23 protein-coding genes are annotated in these 21,049 nt (G+C 65.1%); 1 reads left to right on the forward strand and 22 read right to left on the reverse strand.

All coding sequences use genetic code 11. The features are described from left to right. Position 1 precedes the first annotated feature (1 nt). Positions 2-283 (reverse strand): hypothetical protein, encoded by a 282-nt coding sequence (locus tag B7L05_RS15675; RefSeq protein WP_085811240.1) that lies wholly within the window; start codon positions 281-283, stop codon positions 2-4. Next, positions 280-1,098 (reverse strand): DNA/RNA non-specific endonuclease, encoded by an 819-nt coding sequence (locus B7L05_RS15680; protein WP_085811241.1) that lies wholly within the window; start codon positions 1,096-1,098, stop codon positions 280-282. Before B7L05_RS15680 ends, B7L05_RS15675 begins: the two co-directional genes overlap by 4 nt. Before the next feature lie 99 nt (positions 1,099-1,197). On the opposite strand from B7L05_RS15680, the gene B7L05_RS15685 reads away from it, so the two are divergent. After that, positions 1,198-1,428, forward strand: coding sequence for a hypothetical protein (locus B7L05_RS15685; protein ID WP_085811242.1), 231 nt, complete (start codon positions 1,198-1,200; stop codon positions 1,426-1,428). On the opposite strand, the gene B7L05_RS15690 is transcribed toward B7L05_RS15685, so the two are convergent. The 20 genes from B7L05_RS15690 to B7L05_RS15785 all read right to left on the reverse strand — a co-directional run bounded on the left by B7L05_RS15690 (position 1,425) and on the right by B7L05_RS15785 (position 21,047). After that, a complete protein-coding gene (locus B7L05_RS15690; RefSeq protein WP_085811243.1) occupies positions 1,425-4,226 on the reverse strand; it encodes a conjugal transfer protein TraG N-terminal domain-containing protein in 2,802 nt (933 codons plus the stop codon). The two genes, B7L05_RS15685 and B7L05_RS15690, sit on opposite strands and share 4 nt — an antisense overlap. A 25-nt stretch (positions 4,227-4,251) precedes the next feature. Then, the gene (locus tag B7L05_RS15695; protein WP_256926800.1) at positions 4,252-5,715 is read right to left on the reverse strand and encodes a conjugal transfer protein TraH; all 1,464 of its coding nucleotides are present in this window, start codon (positions 5,713-5,715) and stop codon (positions 4,252-4,254) included. 72 nt (positions 5,716-5,787) lie between these two features. Beyond that, positions 5,788-6,624: a conjugal transfer protein TraF gene (gene traF / locus B7L05_RS15700; RefSeq protein ID WP_085811244.1), complete on the reverse strand. Its 837-nt coding sequence runs from the start codon at positions 6,622-6,624 to the stop codon at positions 5,788-5,790. After that, positions 6,624-6,947: a hypothetical protein gene (locus B7L05_RS15705; protein WP_085811245.1), complete on the reverse strand. Its 324-nt coding sequence runs from the start codon at positions 6,945-6,947 to the stop codon at positions 6,624-6,626. The genes traF and B7L05_RS15705 overlap by 1 nt, the downstream gene beginning before the upstream one ends. Continuing rightward, entirely contained in the window at positions 6,947-7,390 is a 444-nt protein-coding gene (locus B7L05_RS15710) for a hypothetical protein (RefSeq protein WP_085811246.1), read from the reverse strand. Before B7L05_RS15710 ends, B7L05_RS15705 begins: the two co-directional genes overlap by 1 nt. Beyond that, positions 7,387-9,147, reverse strand: a complete 1,761-nt coding sequence (locus tag B7L05_RS15715; RefSeq protein ID WP_085811247.1) for a conjugal transfer protein TraN — start codon at positions 9,145-9,147, stop codon at positions 7,387-7,389. Before B7L05_RS15715 ends, B7L05_RS15710 begins: the two co-directional genes overlap by 4 nt. Next, complete coding sequence (locus B7L05_RS15720) at positions 9,144-9,332, reverse strand: hypothetical protein (RefSeq protein WP_085811248.1); 189 nt, start codon at positions 9,330-9,332, stop codon at positions 9,144-9,146. Before B7L05_RS15720 ends, B7L05_RS15715 begins: the two co-directional genes overlap by 4 nt. After that, on the reverse strand, positions 9,329-10,111 hold the full coding sequence (gene trbC / locus B7L05_RS15725) for a type-F conjugative transfer system pilin assembly protein TrbC (protein WP_085811249.1): 783 nt from the start codon (positions 10,109-10,111) through the stop codon (positions 9,329-9,331). The genes B7L05_RS15720 and trbC overlap by 4 nt, the downstream gene beginning before the upstream one ends. Beyond that, on the reverse strand, positions 10,108-11,130 hold the full coding sequence (gene traU / locus B7L05_RS15730) for a conjugal transfer pilus assembly protein TraU (RefSeq protein ID WP_375601268.1): 1,023 nt from the start codon (positions 11,128-11,130) through the stop codon (positions 10,108-10,110). The genes trbC and traU overlap by 4 nt, the downstream gene beginning before the upstream one ends. Beyond that, positions 11,127-11,450 carry a hypothetical protein gene (locus tag B7L05_RS15735; RefSeq protein WP_085811250.1) on the reverse strand — a complete coding sequence of 108 codons (324 nt, stop codon included), beginning with the start codon at positions 11,448-11,450 and terminating at the stop codon, positions 11,127-11,129. The genes traU and B7L05_RS15735 overlap by 4 nt, the downstream gene beginning before the upstream one ends. Continuing rightward, on the reverse strand, positions 11,447-12,088 hold the full coding sequence (gene traW, locus B7L05_RS15740; protein ID WP_256926801.1) for a type-F conjugative transfer system protein TraW: 642 nt from the start codon (positions 12,086-12,088) through the stop codon (positions 11,447-11,449). Before traW ends, B7L05_RS15735 begins: the two co-directional genes overlap by 4 nt. Next, positions 12,085-12,645, reverse strand: coding sequence for a S26 family signal peptidase (locus tag B7L05_RS15745; protein WP_085811251.1), 561 nt, complete (start codon positions 12,643-12,645; stop codon positions 12,085-12,087). The genes traW and B7L05_RS15745 overlap by 4 nt, the downstream gene beginning before the upstream one ends. Beyond that, positions 12,632-13,246, reverse strand: coding sequence for a TrbI F-type domain-containing protein (locus B7L05_RS15750; protein WP_256926808.1), 615 nt, complete (start codon positions 13,244-13,246; stop codon positions 12,632-12,634). Before B7L05_RS15750 ends, B7L05_RS15745 begins: the two co-directional genes overlap by 14 nt. Positions 13,247-13,251: 5 nt before the next feature. Next, complete coding sequence (locus B7L05_RS15755) at positions 13,252-13,638, reverse strand: hypothetical protein (protein ID WP_085811253.1); 387 nt, start codon at positions 13,636-13,638, stop codon at positions 13,252-13,254. Then, positions 13,619-16,174 carry a type IV secretion system protein TraC gene (gene traC, locus B7L05_RS15760; RefSeq protein WP_218776037.1) on the reverse strand — a complete coding sequence of 852 codons (2,556 nt, stop codon included), beginning with the start codon at positions 16,172-16,174 and terminating at the stop codon, positions 13,619-13,621. The genes B7L05_RS15755 and traC overlap by 20 nt, the downstream gene beginning before the upstream one ends. After that, the gene (locus B7L05_RS15765) at positions 16,171-17,112 is read right to left on the reverse strand and encodes a hypothetical protein (protein WP_144037332.1); all 942 of its coding nucleotides are present in this window, start codon (positions 17,110-17,112) and stop codon (positions 16,171-16,173) included. The genes traC and B7L05_RS15765 overlap by 4 nt, the downstream gene beginning before the upstream one ends. A 119-nt stretch (positions 17,113-17,231) precedes the next feature. Next, complete coding sequence (locus tag B7L05_RS15770; RefSeq protein ID WP_085811255.1) at positions 17,232-18,068, reverse strand: DsbC family protein; 837 nt, start codon at positions 18,066-18,068, stop codon at positions 17,232-17,234. Beyond that, the gene (locus tag B7L05_RS15775; RefSeq protein ID WP_085811256.1) at positions 18,065-19,660 is read right to left on the reverse strand and encodes a TrbI/VirB10 family protein; all 1,596 of its coding nucleotides are present in this window, start codon (positions 19,658-19,660) and stop codon (positions 18,065-18,067) included. The genes B7L05_RS15770 and B7L05_RS15775 overlap by 4 nt, the downstream gene beginning before the upstream one ends. Next, positions 19,660-20,469, reverse strand: a complete 810-nt coding sequence (locus B7L05_RS15780; RefSeq protein WP_179187247.1) for a type-F conjugative transfer system secretin TraK — start codon at positions 20,467-20,469, stop codon at positions 19,660-19,662. The genes B7L05_RS15775 and B7L05_RS15780 overlap by 1 nt, the downstream gene beginning before the upstream one ends. Further along, positions 20,469-21,047: a type IV conjugative transfer system protein TraE gene (locus tag B7L05_RS15785; RefSeq protein WP_085811257.1), complete on the reverse strand. Its 579-nt coding sequence runs from the start codon at positions 21,045-21,047 to the stop codon at positions 20,469-20,471. The genes B7L05_RS15780 and B7L05_RS15785 overlap by 1 nt, the downstream gene beginning before the upstream one ends. Positions 21,048-21,049: the final 2 nt, after the last annotated feature.

Below are 21,049 nucleotides of genomic sequence, written 5' to 3' on the forward strand. Positions count from 1 at the left end.
ACTAACCGTTGCCTTTCCCACCTGAACTCTCCCCTTGAAACGGATTCGGAACATCGGTGACGGGAGCCGCAGCGGCCCGTTCCGGAAGTGTCGATGCTTGCTCGAGCGCCAGCACGATCGAGTCGACGACGGTCTTCAGGTCGCGCGCGCGCTCCAGGCCGACAGCATCGATTTGGAAGTCGATATCACCATAGAGCGCAACTCGGTCCGAGCTGTTCTCGATCGTGAGCCGCCCGACGCCGAGCGAGCGATCGTCCGCGAACGCACGAAACGAGCCACTCACGACGCAAACTCGGGTTGCGGCGAGTTCGAGCGGACGGATGGCAACCACAGACGGTTTACACGCTCCGCTTTCGACAAAGCCGGAAAAGCGTTTACGCCGGTGCGATCTTCTAGGTCACCGATCGACACGAAACGCAGGCGCGGCGTCGCGTCATTGTCCGCCAGATAGGCCGCAGCCCCCTTTCCGGGCACGTACACCGCCTTGAAGACTGCCGAGGGTACAAGCACCCTGCCCCTGAGCGCGGTGAGGCGATCGCCCTGATCGAACACCGGCCCCGTCACCACGAAGATGGCACCCTCACGAACCGCGAGATCCCGGACAGCGCTTTCCACGTCCGCCCAGAGATAGCGATTCAGGTCCCGATCCTGCGGAACCATGTTCGCGAGGGAAAAGCTTTCCTGCTGCGCTTCCTGCGTCGGCATGTCGCCCGACGGAGCCATGTGCCCGCGATCGAAACCCGACCCTCTGAAATCAGAAAGGTGGGAACGGTCCGACCCAGGGACGTTGCCGTCCTCGAAAAACTCGCCCGTTCGCTCGAGCTGTCGGGCCGCGAGAACGCCTGCGCGCCTCAGGCGCTCAGCGGACCAAAGCGGCGTGCCCGAGAGGCCGGAGAAACCCACCGCGTAGCTCCGGTAGCAAATCCTGGTCAGCCGCCCCGCCATCGGCGCCGCGACCTTCGGCTGATCTCCGCCAGGCGAGAAGGCAACACAGCCGCTCGCCTGCGCGACCGCCGGTGTCGCATCTCGATCTCGAGCACAACTTGCCGGCGAAAGAGCCGTGACGAACAGGAGGAAGGCGTACAGCAGCTTCGTCATCGCCTGCGCCGCCCACCTAATCGGCCACAGCCGCGCCCCTCTGGAACGAAATCGCCAGTCGTGTTATTGTTCGACTTACGTTCCAAGAGGAGGCGTGCCATGGCCGATTTCAACGATGGGTTTTTGAACCCCGCCACGGGCCTGCCTATGGTCAATGGCATCGACACTGGCGGTAACATCGCCGGGAGCGACGGGAACCGCTGGCTTGACGATGCCGACGACGCGCCTTCTCTCGGCAGCCTGACCCTCGCGCAGAAGCTGTTCGCCGGCAGCTTCGCCGCGATCGTTCTCGGAACGATTGCAGGCGGAGTCATAACCAAGGCGTTCTAGCGCTCGTTCTGCGGCCGGTGCCGCAGCGGTGAAAGCGGCAGTCGAGGCGCAAGCTCACGATCGACTTGCGTCTCGACATCTTCGGACTGGCCCTCAATCCCGGGCCTACGCGAGCCCGCAATCATGTTAGCCGTGTCGAAGCCTGGCCCCTGGGCGGCCTGCATCGCCCCCACCTGCTCGAACACGTGACCGGCGCGATCACGCGCGGTCTGACGGGACGGTCCACCGGAGCCACCACCGACGCTGCCCAGGTTCCCGCGAGCCGCCCGCTCCACACCACCGGCGGACCGTACCGACGGTCCTTGAACGTCCATCGCAGGCGCCTTGAGGTACGCCTCCCCTTCTGATCGAAGTTCATCACGATAGGAGGAGATGAAACGACCAATCAGGCGCTCGCGCTGACCCGCGATCCTCGGATCACTCGTGGTCCAATCGTCGCGCTTGTCGGGATCAAAACGCTGACCGGCCGGGCCGTAAATCTCGTGATGCGCATCCATCTCGGCCCGAGCCCAGGTCCGCATCTTGTCCTGAAGAGCGATGCTGGTCGAGATCCCGTCGGAATCGCGCAGCGAGTGACTTTGCTCCAGCCGGCTGCCCGCATCCATGTACCGCGCGGCTTCGCGACTGAACTCCGACGACTTGGTGCGGCTCGCCGAGATACCCGAAGCAGCGGAGGAAAGCTGGCTGCTCGTTGTTTCGGTGGCCGCCCGCTGGAACGCATCGCTGCTTCGATCCCAATGATTGTCGCGCGCCCAAGTACTAGCGGTGTCCCGAAGGCTGGCAGCGTCTGTGCTGCGCGTCCTCCCAGTCTGATCCTGCCACTGCCAGCTCTGAGATCCCTTTACGCCGAGACCAGCCTTACCGACGCCGAGGAACTTCGCGCTAAGCCCAAGGCTGCCGTCCACACCCAAAAGGGACGTGCTTGCGTAGTTATCGGCTTCGGTCTTTGAGAGACCGTGCTTGTCCTGCAGCGACTGACTGAGGCTATCCCGCGCGGAGAAGCCAGTCCGCAGCGCCGCCATCTCAGAACTGCCGATACCGAGACTATCGCTCGTGCCATGCGAGACACGGTTTTCCATGTTCCGGAAGTTCTGAAGCATCGTTGCGGTCGATTCACGCGCGCTCTCCGATGCGCGCTGACCCTGCGTCTGGAACGACGACGCCACGTCAGCGACAGCATAGTCGGCCGCCTGCGTGAGCTGTGCGCCAAACGGCATCTTCGACATGGGCACGTCAACTGACGACGACCCGTCAGCATAGCTCGAGACGGTGCTGCCGAACCGGGTCGTATCGCTCATGGTGGCGTAGCCACCACCGTAGTGGCCGGCGGTCGACCAGGCGCCGCTCTGCCGGTTGTTGAACGAGAGGTTGTCGAGACTCGTGTTCCCGAAGGCGATGTTGCCCGTCGTCGCCTCCCGGCCAGCTTCTTCGGCCGCGTTCTGGCTCGGTGCCAGGAAGCTCGTTGCGTGGCCCGAAATCGCCATCGCACCCCGCGCCATGCCTGCGGCGATGAACGGGATCGAGGCGACGAGATAGCCCGCCAGGACCGCTGTGTTCGAGTTGATCGCAGCCATATCATTGAACGAAAGCATCGACAGCTTCGCCGTCGAGGCGAGCTGGGTATGCTCGCGCAGCGTCACCACCATGTTGAGGATCACGTAGAGTGGCCCCCACGCCGCCAGGTAGAAGAAGCCGGTGACGTAGCCCCGCAGCGCGGCCACGCCCGTACCCGGCATCAGGAAAAGCGGAAAGATGATGGGGAACAGCGCGTAGAACACGACGGTGAGCACGACGCAAAGGATCGGCACCCACTCCATCGCGTTATGCGCAACCGCCTGATAGGTGTTGCGCGTCTGGATGGACGCGCGGGTCTGCGCATAAACGTCGGCCGACGAGCCGCCAGCCGCCGCGACCTGCGTGCTGATCGACTGCTGGAGCGCGTTAATCGAGAGCGTCTGCTTCATGAGCTGGCTGGCGTCCTTCGACACCCCCGTCAGATAGCTGTACGCGATCGGCAGATCAGCGAAGAGCTTCGCCTTTGCCGCTGCATCGGCCATCCCAGGATAGAAGCGCCGGCTGATGCGCGTACCCATGCCGTCGATCACGCCATCCCAGCCGGCGGTCAGCGAGTTGTAGCCGTCGCGGCAGCTCTTGATCTCGGAAGTCGAGCCCCCGCCCGATGTCGCGGTCACAAACATCATCGATCGGGCTTGACTGCCCGGCCCGACGGCCGCCCAGACGTCGTCCGCATCAGCGATATCCGTCCAGTTCTTGAGACCAAGCTGGAGATCGTAGAAGGTACATTGCCGGTAATATTCGTCGACGTTCGACGCGAAATAGGGGTCGCTGATCGACAAGCCTTGCGTCGCCTCCATGAGGCGAGACCCATAGATCATGCCGTTCTTGCTGTAGTTCAGGTCATCCGGCATCCCGAAAACGACCTCGGAGGCACGAACAAGGTAATCACCGATCTGGCTGGTGAAGCCGGCGACCGCGGCGAGCCCCAAAGGCACGTTGGCGACGTGCGCCGCAGGCAGGCTGGGGTTGATGCGATCGACCACCTGCACATCCATGCGGGGCACCATCAGGCACATGTACATGAGCGTCGCCTGGAGGAACCAGTTCATCCAGGCGCGCCAGTCGTGGTTGAACGCCACGATCATGAGGGACATGGCGAAAGCCATCACGAGCACACATTGCAACATGCTCTTGTAGCCGCCGCCTCCGGTCCAAGCGGCGACGGCGTTGAAGACGTTGACGATGTAGTCGCCGCCTCCGATCGTGATGACCTCGAACATCGCGGTCCCTCTCCTTTCCCCGCGCTCAGCGCATCGTCATCGCGGAGACACCCCGCGACCAGTCGAGCGACGCATTCAGCGCCGGGCTCATCTGCGATTGAAGGATGCTCTCGATGAAGGAGGTGCGCTGGACGATCGCCAGCGTCTCCTGCACCTTCCCTTGATTCACATGCTGCTGATCGGCGAGGATGTTGCGCGAACGATCGAGCTGGGAAGCCCACATCGTCAGCTTGGTATCCTCGACCCCAACGAGGCTGTTGCGGCCTCGCTGCACCTCATCGCTGAACTCCTTGAGCATGGCGAAGAGCAGATCGACCGATGTGATCTCGGCAAGGCTATCCTTGTCCCCCGTGTAGATGCCCCTGCCGTAGGCGGCGTTCACGGTGAGGATCTTATAGAGCGGTATCGAGGCGACCTGCAGAAGGTTCTGCGCCGCGGAAAGATCGCCGCCAGTGAGCGGCGCATCGGTGTTGATCGACGTAATCATCTTGTCGATCAGCTCCGACACACGAGCCTTGAGAGGCTTGGACAGCGTGGGCGCGTCCACCATCGTATACTTCAGGCAGGTGGTATCGTCGTCACACCGCATGACCTTGATGCCGCTCGCACTGGTGCCGTCGAGCAGCAGCCGGCCGACATTCGCATCGCCGGCGACCAGGTCGAAGCTGGCTGGTTCGTCCTTGGTCTTCCCCGGTATGTAGATCGCCGTCCCGACGAGCGTCATCGCGAACTCGGCAAGCTGTCGATCGAACGTGCCCCCCTGATTGAACAACGGTGCCTTCTTCAGGGCCTCCCAGGTGAAATTGCGCGGGAGCATCGGCGACGCATCCTTCAGAGCCGGATCACCCGCCGCGGCATCGGCCGCGCTCGCGCGCTCGCCCTTGTTGCCGCAGCCGTGCATCGAGGCTGCCGCGTCGGAGAAGACGCCCTTGAACGGAGCGATGGTCTCGCAGAAGTTCCGATCGGCGAGATCGCTCTTTCCCGCGACAGTGTTCACGAGGCCCTGTGCGAGCTGGCAGCTATTGAGCGCCGCATTGTTCATCTGCTGAACGCGCTGCGACAGATCCGACATGGTTGCCCCGCACTCGGGGCAGAGCGTGTCGATCGCGAGCTTAAAAGCGAAGCCGACGGCGTTGTTCGCCACCGCCTTCATCATCGCCACGATCTCGGACGAGTTCACGAACGAGAAGCTGCCCGCGAACAGATCGATGCCGCCGCAGCCTGCCCGATAACCCGGGAGCTGAATGCTCGCGGGGTTGAGCGTTTTCTGCGGGAAGCGCGTGTAGATGTTCCCGAGGCTGTAGTACCCGGCACGCTGACCATTGTAGGCAGACGGCCCGGAGACGTTCGCCGCCGCGCCCATGGAGTTGAAGTAATTCTCCATGGCGCCGTTCACGTCGGCCGCAGCCGGTGACGTCGGGCCGAGCAGAAGGCCGACGAGCGCCAGAAGCGCCGGCAGGCGGCGAAGAAGGCCGCGGATCGAGGCCACACGCGCGCCGAGCGCGCGTCCAGCTTGGAGGGCGCGGGAGCGAAGGGGCAAGCGGCGCATGGCGGTTGACCTTTAGAAATCGCGACCCGGCTGGGTCTCGGTGAGAGTGAAGATGCGGTCCATCAGCTCGTCTGCGGCCATCACGCCGTAGCCGATCGGAATCACGCGATGCGTCTTCGTGTCGAAGAGCACGACAGCAGGCGTCACCTTGTCGGTTAGGCCCATCCGCTCGCGCTGGCCGCTGTCGACGACGTAGTTCCGGAACACTGACGAGGGACCCCCGTCCGTGGAAACGGCCATGACGCTCAGGTTGTGGCTGTCGGCGACCGACTTCAGGATCGGCGAGAAGATCTCGCAGGCGCCGCACGACTGCGCGAAGAAGTAAAATACCCCGTAGCGCTGCCCGAGGCGCACCAGCGCCCGATCCTTGTCGATCTTGCGATCGTCGAGCCACTCGCGCTTTCCGAGCGTGTTGACCGGCCGCTGGAGGGTGTAGTCGAGGCTCGGATCCTGCCACACCGCACGCTGCCACATGTCCGCGAACATGCTCGACCGGTCGAGCTGCGCCCGCTGGAAGCGGACGTAAGCGGTGATGTTCTCCTGGCTCGGTTCGAGGATCGCCTTGGCCTTCAGCTCCCGGAGTTCGGCCGTGATGCGGTCCATCCGCTCCGCGGCCGTCTGGACCGGCGCTGCAGCCGGGTCTTCCGTCCTCGGCTTGGGCTTCGGCTTCGAGCAGTAGAACCACGTCCCGAGCTTCCGCTCCTGACAGTAGAACCGATCGTCGCCGTCCTGAGGCGCGAGCCCGTCGCTTTGGCCTGCCGCAAACGCGGCCGTTGGACTAGCCACCGGCGTTGCCAGGGTGAGCAGGATCGCGAAGGCGGCGCGGCCGCGTGTGCGCAGATGAACCATCACTTCGTCTCCTTCTTCTGAGTGGCTCGCGACCCGATCCGGGCCGCGAGAATGGCTTCGAGGGTTTCCGGGCTGTCCGCCGCGAGCCGCTTGCCACCAGCGCTGGCGATACGGGCGCTACGGATCTGGGCCGTCGCGTTAGACCACGTCAGACTGGCACCTCGGCGGATCCTCGCTCGGGCCGGCGCACAGCGGAACACCGTCCCCGTGCTGTCGGCATGGCAGACGCCGGTTGCCGGCGAGCCGACGGTCGCGTTGACCGGAGAAAGCATCTGCAGCGCCGCAAAGAGCGGCGCCTGTACGAGAAGGTCCGCCATGCGCATCAGTGCGTCTCCTTTTTCGGGCCGAAGAGCCGCTCAGGGTCAATCTTCAGATCTCGCGTGACCGGATCGACGATGGCATCGAGATTGGCGGTGGCGAGCTGCCAGAGGGCCGCGAGCGAGAAACGGTTCTGCCCGCCGTCCACGAAGCGCATGAAGCCGAAGAACACGCACTCGAACGCGGCCTGGCCGGCGCTGGTCATCACGTAATGAGCAGGCTTCTTGGGATCATGCGCGATCTGCTGCTGCTCGAGCATTCGGGTGAAGGTCGGCTGGATGTCAGCCGCCTCGACCGTCATCCTGAAGTAACGGCAAATGTCCGCGGCGGTCCGCTCGACGGAGTCGCCGCCTGAGCGGAAAAGGCCAAAGGCGACAGCCATGTCCAGAAAGGACGCGCGTTTAGCCATGTCGATGGTGCAGTCCACGTTGATGAACCCCCCGGTCATTGGTGTGTGCTGTAGTAGTCGTTGATACGCTGTTGGACGGTGGTCGCCGTTTGCAGCTCGTCCGGGAGCTTTGCTGCTTCGACGAACTCCGCCATTACTTCCGAGAAATCGATGCGGCTGAGATCAAGGTGCGCGAACTGGTCGACCGTGAATCCGTCGCAGGTCGACTTTTTGGCGGTGCCGAAGGTGAGCCCGAGCTGCGGGCGCCCTTGCTCCTGAATGATGCGAGCCAGCTTGCTGCCGTAGCAGCAGTGCGACTCCTTCTTCTTCACGCAGACGCCCAGCACGCTCGACGAGCAGTAGGTGCCGACATAGTGGCACAGGCCCTTCTCGCGCTGGTCCTTGAGGACCTTGTCCTCGCTGCTGCACCCGCCGCCCACGATGGGGAAGCCGCGAGGCGCACAACAGTTGGTGATGCCGAAGATTGTCTTCGAGCAGGTGTTACGGGTGCCTTTGAAGATCGTCAGGTTATTCGGATCCAGCGAGTGGCTGGCGTCCGCAACCGAGTTGAGCGCCATGACGGCCTGACCGAACTCTGTGTTCGGCTCGCGCGTGATCGTCTCGCACTCGCCGTTGATGCAGTACACGTCTCCGTTGCAGATATACTGCTTATCGTCGCCAGGCTTGTCCGGAACCGGGCACTTGTAGACGCGATCGGCGACCTTGCATGGCCCGTCCTGCGGATCGTCGAGGCAATCTTCTCGGACGAACGAACATTGGCCGTTTGCATCCAGCGCGCCGCAGTCGCTATTGCCGGTGGAGAGTCGCGTGCAGGAATACTGACGCTGCCATGACCAGCATGACCGGGTCACAGCGACGCCGTTGATCGTGCGGGTCGTCGGGTCCGGGTCGACGCAGACCTCGGACGTGAGGGAGCATGTCTGGTCAGCGGTAGCGGCCGTGCAGCTCGCTTCGTCCTTTCGGTCACTGACGACCTCACCGACGCTCTCGAGCGAGTAGCTGCGGTTCGGCACGGCGGCGCTGTCGCACTCGTAGGTGATCTCATCACCCTCCTCGACGTCCGGCTCAACGCACTTCGTGATCGTGCCTTGGCGGCAGATGTCGTAGAGGACGGTACGACGGGAACGCTCCCGGCAGACACCGCTCGCAAACGCCGAGTTGAAGGCGGGCTGACAGCGAAGGGTCGAGTTGTTGGCGCCGCGTGGCGGCTGAACGGACCAGTTCTCGCACGTGTAGACGTACTTCTTCGTACCCGGCGTTACGTTCACCACCAGCGGCACGCGGCAGACAGGCGAGCTCTCATCGACCTTGGTGCCGGTGTTGCACGTCACCTCATCGTAGATCGTGCCACCACTGCCCGGCGGCAGCGGCTTGCAGCTCCCGGTCGATCCGTCGGTATAGTTCCCGACAAGCGACTTGGGATCGTCCTGGATCGCAAGCGAGCGCGCAACGACAGCATCCAGATCGGACTTCTGGAACTTCGCCCGCGTATCCATGCTCGTTTGCATCTGCTGGTAGCTCGAGCTGGTCGAAGCGGCGGCCTGGCCGTTGGCGTGAAGGTTGTTCGGATCGTCGTAGAGCGACGTCTCCGGGGGCGTGCCGTTCTGGTAGTTCGGCAGGTTGTCTGCGGTGGGGCCGTTCGTGGCGGTCGCCTTGACCCCGGGGATGAGGGTCTTCGCGAACGCCTTCGCGTCAGCCTTGACCTGCTCTGGCGTCTGCTGCGCCAGGACCGCCACGGAGCCGAATAGCGCCAGGCCGCTGCACACCCCGGCGAAGAAGCGCCGCGCCGCGCTCATGGTCGGATCCAGTGCTGGAAGACCTCGACGTGCTGTTGGAGCGCGATGAACGACGTCGGCAGCCACACGGCCCCCGAGGCGGCCGCCACCACCCGCGTAGCGTAACCGCTCGCGACGCCGGCCAGCCCGAGGCTGGAGCTGCCGATCATCCCGCAGAGCGAGACCAAGGCGAGCACGACCGTCACTGCCGCTGGAGCTTCTCGAGCGAGGCGAGATACACCTTCGCGATCGCTGCGCCGGGACCACCGCCCTGCGCGAAGGTGCGCAGCGCGTAGCCGGGGGTCACGTTGCCCGTCATCCTGTCATGCGGGGGAACCGGCGTCTCGCAGTTGAAGCCGTCGCACGGCTTGAAGTCGGTCGAAACGACGACATAGGTCGGCACCGCATCGATCTTGAAGGCCCGGAATAGGCGAGGATCGATCCCGACGCCGTTGAGGTGCTGCCCCTTGTCCACTGCCTTGCCGAGGCCAGCCAAAAAGGCTTTGGAGCTGTTCTGCGGGAAGCCGCGGAACACCACGATGCCGCCTGATCCGCCGACCTCCCGCATGAGCTGACGAAGCGACGCCGGCGGCATCGAGAGCGAGGCGAACGCTATGAAGCGCGGCTGAGCGTCCTTGCTCGCCTTGGCGACGGCGTCGTTGTCGGCGAGCATCTGGTCCAGGCTCAACCCGTTGCGGCCATCCTTCAGACCGCGCGGGTCGGGTTTCACCCGCGCCACGTTCTGCATCGCGGCATCCCGTGTCTGCGCGGCGTCCTGGCGGACCGCGTCACCACGGCGCGCGATCTCGCGCGCAAACGCGCCTTGTTCCTTTTCCTGCTCGGCTGCGCGTGCCCTGATCTTGGCAATGTCCATGCCGTCGATCGTCTGGTCGGGGCCGAAGCCCGGGGCGGCAAGCGCGGCAACCGCCGCTGCGGCGACAGTGAGCCCGCTGGCTGCGAGGATGGAGCGGCGGGAGAGTTTCATAGCGCGCAGCAATTCCGCTTGCGCCAGACCAGATAGCCCATGTCCTCGCCGATCGCGGGCACCACCTTCGCGACCTGTGAGACGGTCGTGGCGGCGCCGATCGGCGGGCAGGCATCCAGCCCGGCGGTTCCAGGGATCGGGTTCGTGAGCTGAAGCCGGTATTGCGACTTCCGCATGATCGGCATTGGGTAGTAGCCGCAGAGGCCGCTGCCGCCGACGCTACCCCAGAGGATGCCCTCGCGATGCAGCTTCAGCATGAAGCGGCTGAGGGCGAGACGGCTCCCCTGGACGTGCCCCCATTGAGCCGCGACGTTGCCGTTAAGCGGGTACATCGTGCCCTGGCAGCCGGCGCACCAGAAGAGCGGATCGGTGGGCAGGCGCGCAGTTGCCGCCGCACAGTCGGCCGCACAGGCGGCAACGGCAATCGGATTGGCGAAGATCGCCGCTTCCGGGTTGATGATCGTGGTCAGCTCGGAGTCCTGCCAGAGCGGATCCAGCTCAGTAATGTACGCGATGTCCATACCGCTGCTGACTTCGAGGCACGCGAAGTCGACGACCATCTGCAGCCACGAGATCAGGGGGTACATGTACCAGTGGATGTTCCACCCACCGGTGTTCTGATTATTGCCGCCCTTCTGCGATGAATGGGTGAACTGCTTTTGCCCGATCTTCAACGCAGGCGCGATGTTGATCCCCCCGAGGTTCACGAAACACCAGGGCTTCATCGTGACGTCGGCGAGGCGAATGGGCTCCCAAAAGCCGATCGAGATGCCGATGCGCGGGATGGGGGTGCCGCACGCGCAGACGGGCAAATCCGGGTTGTTGGTGTCGGGACGGCTTCCCGGCCAGACGGGGAGCCCGCCAACCGACAGTGGAAACAGGCAGCTCCAGCACACGTCAGTGATCGGATTGACGAAGTGACCGCTGCAGGTTCCCGCAGCGCGCGCTGGCGTTGACGCGATGCCGCTGATCCCCAGCGCCAGCACGATTGCTGCGAAGAAGCCGAGCAGCCGCTTCACGCGACACCCCCCTCCCCTTCGGCCGAAGCCCGGGCTTCGGCAGCGCTACCCGCTTCGGCCTGGAACTCCATGTCGATGCGGTTCTTGGTCCGCCAGTACCGGATGGTGATCGCAATCGCCTGGACGGCGACCGCGGCGACGAGCAGCACCATCAGGGGATGGAGCCTCACGATCAGATTGACGCAGGCGACGGCCAACGCCGCCGCCCCGTTCCAAGCCATCGTGCGGAAGCGGAGCTTGCGCAGCTCCGCGGTTTCCGGTGCGGGACGGTAGGCGGTCCAAGCGGCCTTGATGCCGCTGGGCGACAACATCGAGATCATGCCCCTGCTCCCCGACTGGAGGGTACAGGCAGCTCCGTGACCTTCAGCACCTTGCCAGCGGGTTCGACAACCGCCGGCACGTGTGTGATCCCGAACTTGCCCGTAAGTTTGCCGCCCTGGTCGAAGTAGAGGCGGCGCTGCGTGCTATCCATCAGCGCCAGCGGCGCACCGTTCACCAGGATGACCTTGGCGTTGAGAGCCGTGGTCGAGCCCACCGCCCAGCGAACCTGCGCTGGATCATCCCCGTCGATGAAGACGAGGCTCGTTCGCATCGGCACCGTGTTGAGCGGATTGACCCGCGTCCCCTTGGCGATGATGAGCCGACCACGTCCGTCGGTGATGTCCTGCTGCACCGTGATCGAAGGATCGAACGTCCAGGCACGGCGCTGCCGAGCGACCGTGATCCCGGCGACGGGCAGCGGCCGGCGGACGCGGAGATCGGCCTTGCGCTGCATGTCCTGTTGCATCGCCGCGATGCGGCCACTTGCCTGCGCAGCCCGGAGCCGTGCCTCGATGACGCGCAACAGATCGACTTCGATGACGGGAAAGGTGGCGCCCTGCTGGCCGTAATCTTTCGCGCTCGCCGGCACCGCTGAGCAGGCAGCCACAAGCAGGGCGAGGCGAGCGGCGCGGGTCACAGGACCGGGGTCGCAGTGCCGATGACACGGTTACGGCAGACCCACCCGATCTGCGCATACCGGCTATCGAAACCGTCCTTGTGGGGGGTGCCGACGAACATGCAGCCCGAGGGGATCTTGCCGACCGGCCCGAGCGCCAGTGGCTCACCAAGGCGAGAGACAGGCTTCGCAACCGCCACCTTGACCCCGTTGACGTAGAACGTCCGGCCGATGCGGTTGACGGTGTCGCCGGCGATGCCCCAGACATACTTGTTGAACATCGGCGGCTTGGCGCCGAAGTGCCGCACGACGAGCGGGGTGCGCGGCGGGTCGAAGGAGACGATCTCCCCCTTCGCTGGCATGTGCCCGCGCTCGACCACGAACGCCCAATAAGGAAGGCTCTCGGTCGCGTTGATGAGGAAGGCATAGCGGTCGCGCCACCCGGAGATCGCGTCATACGCTCCCCAGATGAGCGCCGCTCCGGCGAAGATTGCGTACCGCTTCCTCCGTTGCGCCGTCCAGAAGCGGAAGGGCGCGGGAGAGGCCGGTGCGAGCGAAAGGGCGTCAGTGCTGGCCATCGAAGGTCCCCTGCCCGGCCGAGGCATCGCTCGGTTGCTCGGCGGTGGTGGCCTGTTCAGGCGCAGCGATCGCCGCAGCCGGCGCGGGCGCCGCCTGCATCGGCATGGCAGCGGGAGGAGCGGCGGGGATCGACGGCATCACCACAGCGGGCTGGCCGACGTTCGGCGCGGAGGGTGCGATCCCCATCGCCTTGTCTACGGCGGCCTTCACGATGCCGGTCGCGTCGGGGATCGAGTGACCGACCACGGCCTCCGAGACCAGGACCGGCGTGCCATTGGCGCCAAGGTTCGTCACCGCCGTCTGGACCGCGTCGAGATACGCCTTGGTCTTTCGGGCGGTCTCCTCCGGCGTTCCTCCCCGGCGCGACTCGGACATGACGAAGTCCGTAACGAGCCCTTGCAGGCTGACGGAGACGAGCTGACGCTTCTCCAGCGCGATCACCTTCTTCGTCTCCCAGATGTTCCAGGCGATCAGGATCGCGAACGCGGCGACGATGGCGATCGAGGTCAGCTTGAAGCCGGCGAACGTGCGAGGCTGCGGCTGCGAAACCGGCTCGAACTCCGCTTCCTCGGCGGTCCAGTCGGCGGGCGGCGGGGTCATGGCGTTCACGGGCGAGGTCCTTCGGCGAGCTCCTTGCGGAGGCGGATGACGAAGCGGGGCAGCCGGACGGCGAAGAAGATCACGGCCATGATCGAAAAGCCCCACACGAGCTGATGCTGGAAGGCGGCGCGCCGGCCGAGGTCCGCCGCGACGTACCGCGAGGCCAGGTTGTTCAGGTGGCTGAAGAACACGTCGATGTTGCCGTGGCTGATGACGAGGAACATCGCGACGACACAGCCGAGCAGCGCGAGCAGGTTGCCGATCGTCCAGCAGGACAGTGCGATCGCGAGATAGGCCACATCGGCACCGACGCGCTTCAACGGCAGCCGTCGAAGCAGCGGCGGAACGAACGGAAGGTCGGGCTGTACCCGCTCACTCTGCAGCGATGGCATAGGGCACCTCTTGGTCGGGGAAGGCGATCGCCTCGACCGCCTCGCTGATCGACATCCCGCGCCGGGTCATCCGGTCGATCTGGGCGAAGGTCTCAGGCGAGGACGAGAAGACGGTCGCCGAGAACGGGTCGAGGCACAGACGGCCGACCGCCTGCATGTCCGGCCCCTTGATGAACAGCTCCGAATATTCGACGCCGTTGCGCTTGAGGGATCGGATCACGCTCTCCGTCGGCGTGTCCATCTCCAGACGCTCATGCTTCTTGAAGTCGGCGATGGTCTCGGGCTTCTGCTGGAGGATCACCATCCAGTCCGAGTTCTCGAGGGCCGCCTTCGCGCCGTCCGACTTGTAGTAGTCGTTCAGCGATTGAGTCGCGGTCGCGAGCGCTCCGCCGTATTTGCGGCAGGTACGAGCATAGACTTCGACGAAGTCCGCCATCGATCCGCCCTTGAGCATCTGCCAGGCTTCGTCGATCAGCAGCAGCTTCTTCACCGACCGCGAGGTGTGAGTCATCATCTGCGTCGTCATGAACATGATCGCCGTCAGCACGACCGACCGCAGTTCCTCGCGCGTGGACAGGTCCGACAGCTCGAAGCACGTGAAGTCGGCCTCGAGCTTGAGCGTGGCCTGACCCGCGAAGAACCCGCCGTAGGTGCCGCCCGTCAGGAACGGACGCATCGCCGTCGCGAGCGCCGCCGCGATCGGATCGTTCTCCTCCTGGAGCGCCCTTGCGACGTCGTTGACCGTTCCCGAGGAGCCTTGTTCGTTCCAGACCTTGTTGACGGCGCCGTCGATCAAGCCCCTCTCGGTATCGTTCAGCTTATCGATGAAGCGACACATCTGCCCAACCATGCTCTTGAGCATGGCCATCGAGTCGAGCTTGTAGTCCTCGTCCTCAACCGCGCGCTTGGCGTCGATCATCGAGAAAGGGTTGATGCAGAAGCCCGACTTCATCGTGAACTCGATGAAGGCGCCGCCCTGGATCAGCACGCTGTTCATGAAGGACCGGCCATCATCGATCACGACCACCTTCGCACCCGCGCCGACGAGCGCCGCGCACTTCTCCTGAAGGAAGACCGACTTGCCCGAGCCGGACTTGCCCATGATGGCGACGTTGTGGTTGCCGGCCTTGTTCTCGAAGGGGGACCAGAAGAACGGCTGGCCCCGGCGCCCGAGCAGGAGCAGGTGGGGGATCGTGCCGCCCAGATACTCGCCTTGTAGGGGAGCGATGTTGGCCGCAGTCGACGACAGGAACGTCCGCAGTCGCTTGAGGCGCTTCAGGTCGGTGTCGAGGCCGTCCGCGAGGGTGAGCGGAAGCGCTGCGAGCAGGCCCTGGATCTGGAGGAAGCGCTCATCGGCAAGGTCCCAGCCCGCCGACTTGTACATCGACTTGAGCGTCCGCTCGTTTCGATCCCCCTCCCCGTCCGGCGAGAAGAGCGTGACGCCGTAGAAGACCTGAACGAGCTTACGCCCCTCCTTGAGCTGATCCTGGACGTACTGCCATTCGCCCGACTGCTGCTTGATGTTCGGGATGAACCGCGCGCCCTTAGAGTCAGCAAGGCTCGTCGTCCGCATGAACTTGAATCCGGCGGTCGCTGTGCTCGCCTCCGTGTCCGGTACGACGACGCACAGGAAGGTGGCCGCCGGGCACGGCATCCGCAGCTTGTCGGTGAACATGTCGCCGATCAGGCGGGCGCATTCCCACGGCTGCCAACGCTGGGGAAAGTTCTTCACGCCGAAGTGGCGAATGTCGAAGTGGTCGGGGTAGACCTCGCCGATCTCCGAAACTCCGTTGTCCTCGCCGCCTGTCGGACGAAATCGCTCGGTCCGAAGCCGGAGGCGGTTCTCCTCAACCACCAGCTCGATGTCCCGGCGGATGCACTGTTCCGCGATGGGGTCATATTCGTTGTAGTCGATCGCGTCGTCTTCAGACGAGGTCGTGGGCGAGGTCAGGTCATCCACCAAGCCGATCAGCTCGACCGGGGTCACGTCACGGATGTCGAGATTGATCGAACGGAGCGACGCCCCGAGGCTGTCGCGGATCGACACGAGATCCGCGCGCTCGACCGAGCTGCTCGTGGATGCTCCCACCGATATGAACACCCGGTAGTTGCGGGTGTGGAAGGGCGCGTCGTCGCTCAGCGAGTTCCAGACGCCGTCGAGCAGCAGGTCGCTGCGATAGCGCGCCATGCGCTCGAAGATGCCGCCCTGGTCGTAGCGCGGGCCGAACCAGCGGCCGACCATCGGCGCGATGCGCGGGCTCGACCAGGACAGGAACTGCAGGCAGGTGCCTTTCGGCAGGCCCTCCGACATGAACTGCGTCAGGATCTCCGCCGACCGCTCGTCCCCACCCATCATCGGTGGGATCTCAACGATGAAGCCCTGGCTCGCGCGGTTGATGTAGATGCGGTCCTTCTTGTCGTACACGCGCCACGGCATGAACTGAGAAAGCATCGCCAGATCGATCACCGGACGGCTGCGCTCCGGCTCCGACTTGCCGCCGAAGAGACGGGCTGCGATCTTGGCTGCGAAGCTCATTGCGGCTGTCCCCCGTTGACCGGCGCTGCCGCGCCGCTGGTGGCGATCGGATCGGTCATCGGCAGTGCCTCCGCTTCGTTTGCGTCCGAGCCGCCGACCGGTGCGGGCGCGCGGAAGGCGACACGCGCGAGCTGCTGCGGCGCCGAGGGCGTCGATGGGTTTGGCATCGCCCTCAGCTGCGCCTGGTTGAGCTCGCGGGCGCTGCGCGCGTCGACCGGACGGGTGAGGCTGACCTTGCGGGCAAGACCGGACTGCTTTCCGCCAATGCGGTGCCCTGCCCTCGCCGCGGCGATCGCCTCCGCGGTGGGAGCGCCAGCGCTGCCGACCGGAACATCGTTCGAGGCAGTCATCGTCGGCCCGTATTCAAGCTGAGGCATCGGGGCTGCCTCGAGTGAGGCCGCGACCTCCCGCAGGCCAGCCGGTGCGCCAACGGCGTTGGCGGGGCGCGGTGCCGGGGTGCCCGACGCCTGTGCCATGGCGTCACCGACCTTTGACCCAGTCTTGAGCGCTCCCGCGTTCGCCTCGGCTTGCGAGGACGCCGCCAGCTCGCCCTTCGGCGTCCGGGCAGCAATCGTCTCGGGGCCGGGGACCCAACCGCCACGCTCCACCACAACGCGAGCGATCGCCTCGTCACGATAGATGCCGGTTCCGTCGGTATGGGCGGGGAAGACGACCTTCAGGACCCGATCGTTGGTCCGAACGGGCTCTGCGTCCCCTACTCCAGCGTAGAACATCCGTGCGCCGTTGGTGGCGGTTCCGTCGAGCGCCGTCGTGGTTGCGCCAAGCCCGTTCACGGCTTGGGCGTCGATCGACGACATGGGCTCGCAGGTGCCATTCGGGGCCTTGCAGTCGAACGACCCTTTAACATTGCCGCCAAGGGTCGTGCAGCCGGACATGGCGACCGTCGCGAGGAGCAGCGCCAGGGCAGATCGTTGCATGGGAACGTCTCCTCAGAAGAGGGCGTCGACCACGCCGGCGATGAACGCCGCCGCGATGACGAGGAAGGGTCGGCCGATCAGGCCGATCAGGGCACCGCCGAGGACGAGGCCGCCGAGCATCAGGCCGGCCCTCCCTTGGCGAACGAGGCGAGAACCGGTGCCGCCCGGTAGCCGTCGATGACGGCTCCATCGCTCGGGCGGACAATCACCGGTGTCCCGTTGAAGCCGTTTTTCCGGGCGAACGCCTCATTGGCGTCGAGACCCTTGGTGTCGCACTTCGGGGAGCCCTTTGGCTCCACGCCATTGTACGCCGCGTGCAGCGCTGCGACTGGGTCCTTCGCGCAATAAACGGCTTCGGTCAGAGGCCGGGTATTGAGGATTGAGATCGGACGCTCCTCGACCGCGAAGCCCAGCTTCTGCAGCTCACCGGTCATCGCCTTGCAGTAGCCGCAGTGAAGGTCCGTGAAGACCACCAGCTTAGGCCCATTGGCAGCACCCCAGCGGATCGCTCCGGCTGACGGGAGTTCGGCGAGGTTGACGTTGCGCGGGCGAGCCGGCGCGCTAGGTGCGGTCCCCTCCTCCCCGTCTGCCGCGTCCGCGTGAGCAGCACCGCGCACGAGCGTGTCGGGGTTCAGCTCCAGCAGGCGGGCAGCGGTCAGATCCTGTTGGGTCTTCATGTCATAGACCCGGCCGATGACGAGATAGCGGGCGCTCGCGTCGGTGTAGAAGACGTTCGGGCCGGCGGTGACCTCGCAGATGCCCGAAAGCTTCTTGCAGTCGACGCCGGAGATCTTCGTCTTGGGCAGACGCTCCGCGATTGCTTTGGTGACCGCCGTAGCGTCGAGCTGGCCTGTACGCGCGCCAGCGCCGGTGCCGGCGTAGAGCAGCACGGCGCCGAGAACACCCGCGACCCCGAGCCCGATCTTGCCTGAGTGGTTGCGCAGGTTGTTTGTCACCGCGGCGTCCTCACATATGCGCCATCGAGGAAGACGATCTCCACGTTGATCCCCGTGGGCATCTCGATGATCGGTTGATACTGCTCGGCGCGCTCGATCAGGTATTTGGAGACCATGTCCCCGGCCTCCGCCACGCCATTGCCGAGGCCGCCCTTGACGATGTCGCCGGCGCCCAGCTCCTCACGCTTGCCATTGGTGGCGATCTGCACGCCGGTCAGCGCAGCGTTCGTATTGGCGGCAAAGCCACGCCCGAACCCACCGGCGATGCCGGCGAGCAGCGCCTGACCGACGAGAGAGCCCTCGCGGCTCACCACTCGGCCCCGGACGCCAGCCTTGCCGGCGAAGCTGATGAACCCCTTCACCTCGGACACGGCCACCCGGCCTCCCGGCTGGTCGCAGGTCATCTTGGCGAGCTTGACGTAGACCTTCTCCGCCGAGAGATCGCCGCGCGCCGCGCCGTTGATGACGCAACCTTCAATCCGGGTCGTCAGGACACGTCCACCCTGGACGACCGACCGTGCAGGCCCGGTGATGCGCAGGACGACAGGAAGAGGATCGGTCTGACTGTTGACCCCGGCGCTGGCATCGACACCGACGATCACCTTCGCCGGGGCGTAGCTGTTCGGAGGGAGGTATTCGGGGCTGTCCTCGACCACGACCGGGGAGCTGTCCGGGCGGGCGGAGCCAGGTCCGCCTCCGGTCCCTGCCCCGCCGGCCGCACCAGCCGCCGACTTGTCGAAGCTGATGACCTTCACCTCCGCCGGGGTCATCGCTTGCGACATGCCCTGCGGACCCATCGCGGCGCCCTGCATGTCATAGCCGCCAGCCTGCCCATAGGTCGGGCCGCTTGCACGGAATGGGTCGCCGGCCGGCGCGGAAGCCGCGCCGCTGCCGGCGCTGCTGCTGGATGTGCGAAGGTTCTGGTTCTCGGACTCGTAGGCGGCGATCACCTTCTGGCCGTTGTTCCGGATGTCGAGATTCTGTTGCTTGAGCTGCTCGATTTGATCCTGAAGCTGCGCGACCCGGCCAGTCTCGCCTTCAAGCTGCTTGATGCGCCCGTCCTGCATGTTCAGCCGGTTGGACGACTGCGCCATCCAGGTCTTGTTGTCCTCGACCTTGTTGACCATCGCGTCGGTCGAGATCGGGACCTCCTGACGGCCGTCGATGTTCGGGTCCAAGCCCTTCTTCTTGTGATTGTCGCCGGTGATGAAGTAGCTCGCCGCGAGCAGCATCACGCCCGCGCCGGACGCGAGAAGCACCTGCTGGCGGCGCTTGGTCTTGTCGTTCACGCCTGCGAGCGGATTGCCCTTGGCTGCCGGTCGAGTGCCGGCTTGCGCGGGGTCGCCGCTCGCCGCAGCTCCCGGCCGGCGCCGGGCACCAAAGCCGGGACGCGCGCGCGGCGCACTTGCCGGGATCGAGATCTCTTCCGGTCGACCCGTTGAGGCTTCCTCGCCTTCCGGGGCCGAAGAGCCAGGGCGGATCTGCGGGCCCTCGCTCGGCGGCGTAAACGCCTGCGCCGGCTCCTCGGGTTCGGAGCCGGTGAAGCCCGGACGCGGCGTGTTGCCGTCCTCGTTCTCAGGAGTGTCCGACATCACTGGTCTCCCCCGTTCTGGCCGACCAGGTAGGCGGCGGTTGCTTGCCCGGGTGCGAGGTCGGGCTGGCCAATGGTGACGGCGAGCGTCCCCTGCGGCGCGAGGTCGCCCTCACGGAGCACGACAGGCTTGGTCCCGCGGTTCTCGATCCGGAGCACCTTCCCTTTCAGGGAGGCGCCGCGATATTCGGCGATCAGACGCACCGAGAGGTCGCCGACCTTGGCGGGCGAGCTCGCGGGTTGCCGGATTTCGTAGCCATCGACCGATCCTTGGGTCGCCATCGCCTTGATGAGGCGGACCGCGGTGTCCTGGACCGGGGTCTGGTTCTCCCACTCGGCAGCCTTGGCGGTCGCCATCTGCGGGTTGGTCACGAAGACCTGCTGGGCCTCGATCGGCGCGATCGAGCACGCGAACTTGTAGACGTATCCCTTCTTCGACGTGGCGAAGAAGCTGATCGTCTTGGGCGCGTAGGTCTCCGGGATGGCGACGTAGACGTCTCCGCGAATCGGTTCGTTCACGACCGAGAAGTCGTTGAACTGTCCACCGGTCGAGACCTTGGTCACAGCCGCGATCTGGTCACCGACGAGGCTGATCCGCGTCAGCTCGTTTTTCGCCACGGTGCAATCGACGCGGGCGTTGTCCGCCGCGACCTTGTACTGGTCAGCGAAGGCCGGGCTCGCGATCAGGAATAACCCTGCTCCCGCGAGGACCATTCCGACGGGCCGGAAGAAAGTGTCGATCACCCGGCTGGAGCCGTAGGCGACCGAAGCGGCGCCAGCACAGAGCAGGCACACAGGGCTCGCGAACATCAGAGCCTCCCCTTCGTCGGGTTAGCCGGGTCAGCGACGACCGAGCCGAAGCCGGTGAGGGAAAGCGAAACACCGGAATACTTCCACGAAAACTGGAAGGTCTTCTTCTCGGTGGAGATCAGCTTGTCCCCGACAAAGGTGCGGATCTCTCCGGTGACCTCCGACTTGAGCTGCTTGGTGTCGACCGTCATGCCGGTCATGGTGAAAGATTGCGCGATGTCGGTGTTGGATTGCTCCTTCACCGTCTTCACGAGCTGCGTCTTGATGGCGCCGTAGAACTCGGGCGCGACGAGCTTCAGGATGTTGTCCATCCAGTAGTTGAGTCCGTCGGGGCTGCGGTTGAGGATCAGGTACGCCGTGTCCCGCGTGACGGCTTCGAGGTAATCCGGAGCGACGGACGAACTGCTGATCGTCATGGGCCGGCTCAGCACCGGCTGAAGCACGACCTCGCGATCCTTGCTGGCGATCACGCCGAAGAGGACCACGATGAACGCCGCCAGACCGGCAGCCAGCAGCGCGAGCCAGTTCCGCTGCTTGAGGAGCGCCTGACTGCGCCCGTGGGAAACGTATGCGTCCATGG

It is taken from the genome of Sphingomonas sp. TZW2008, from assembly GCF_002117915.1.
Classification (GTDB): Bacteria; Pseudomonadota; Alphaproteobacteria; order Sphingomonadales; family Sphingomonadaceae; genus Sphingomonas.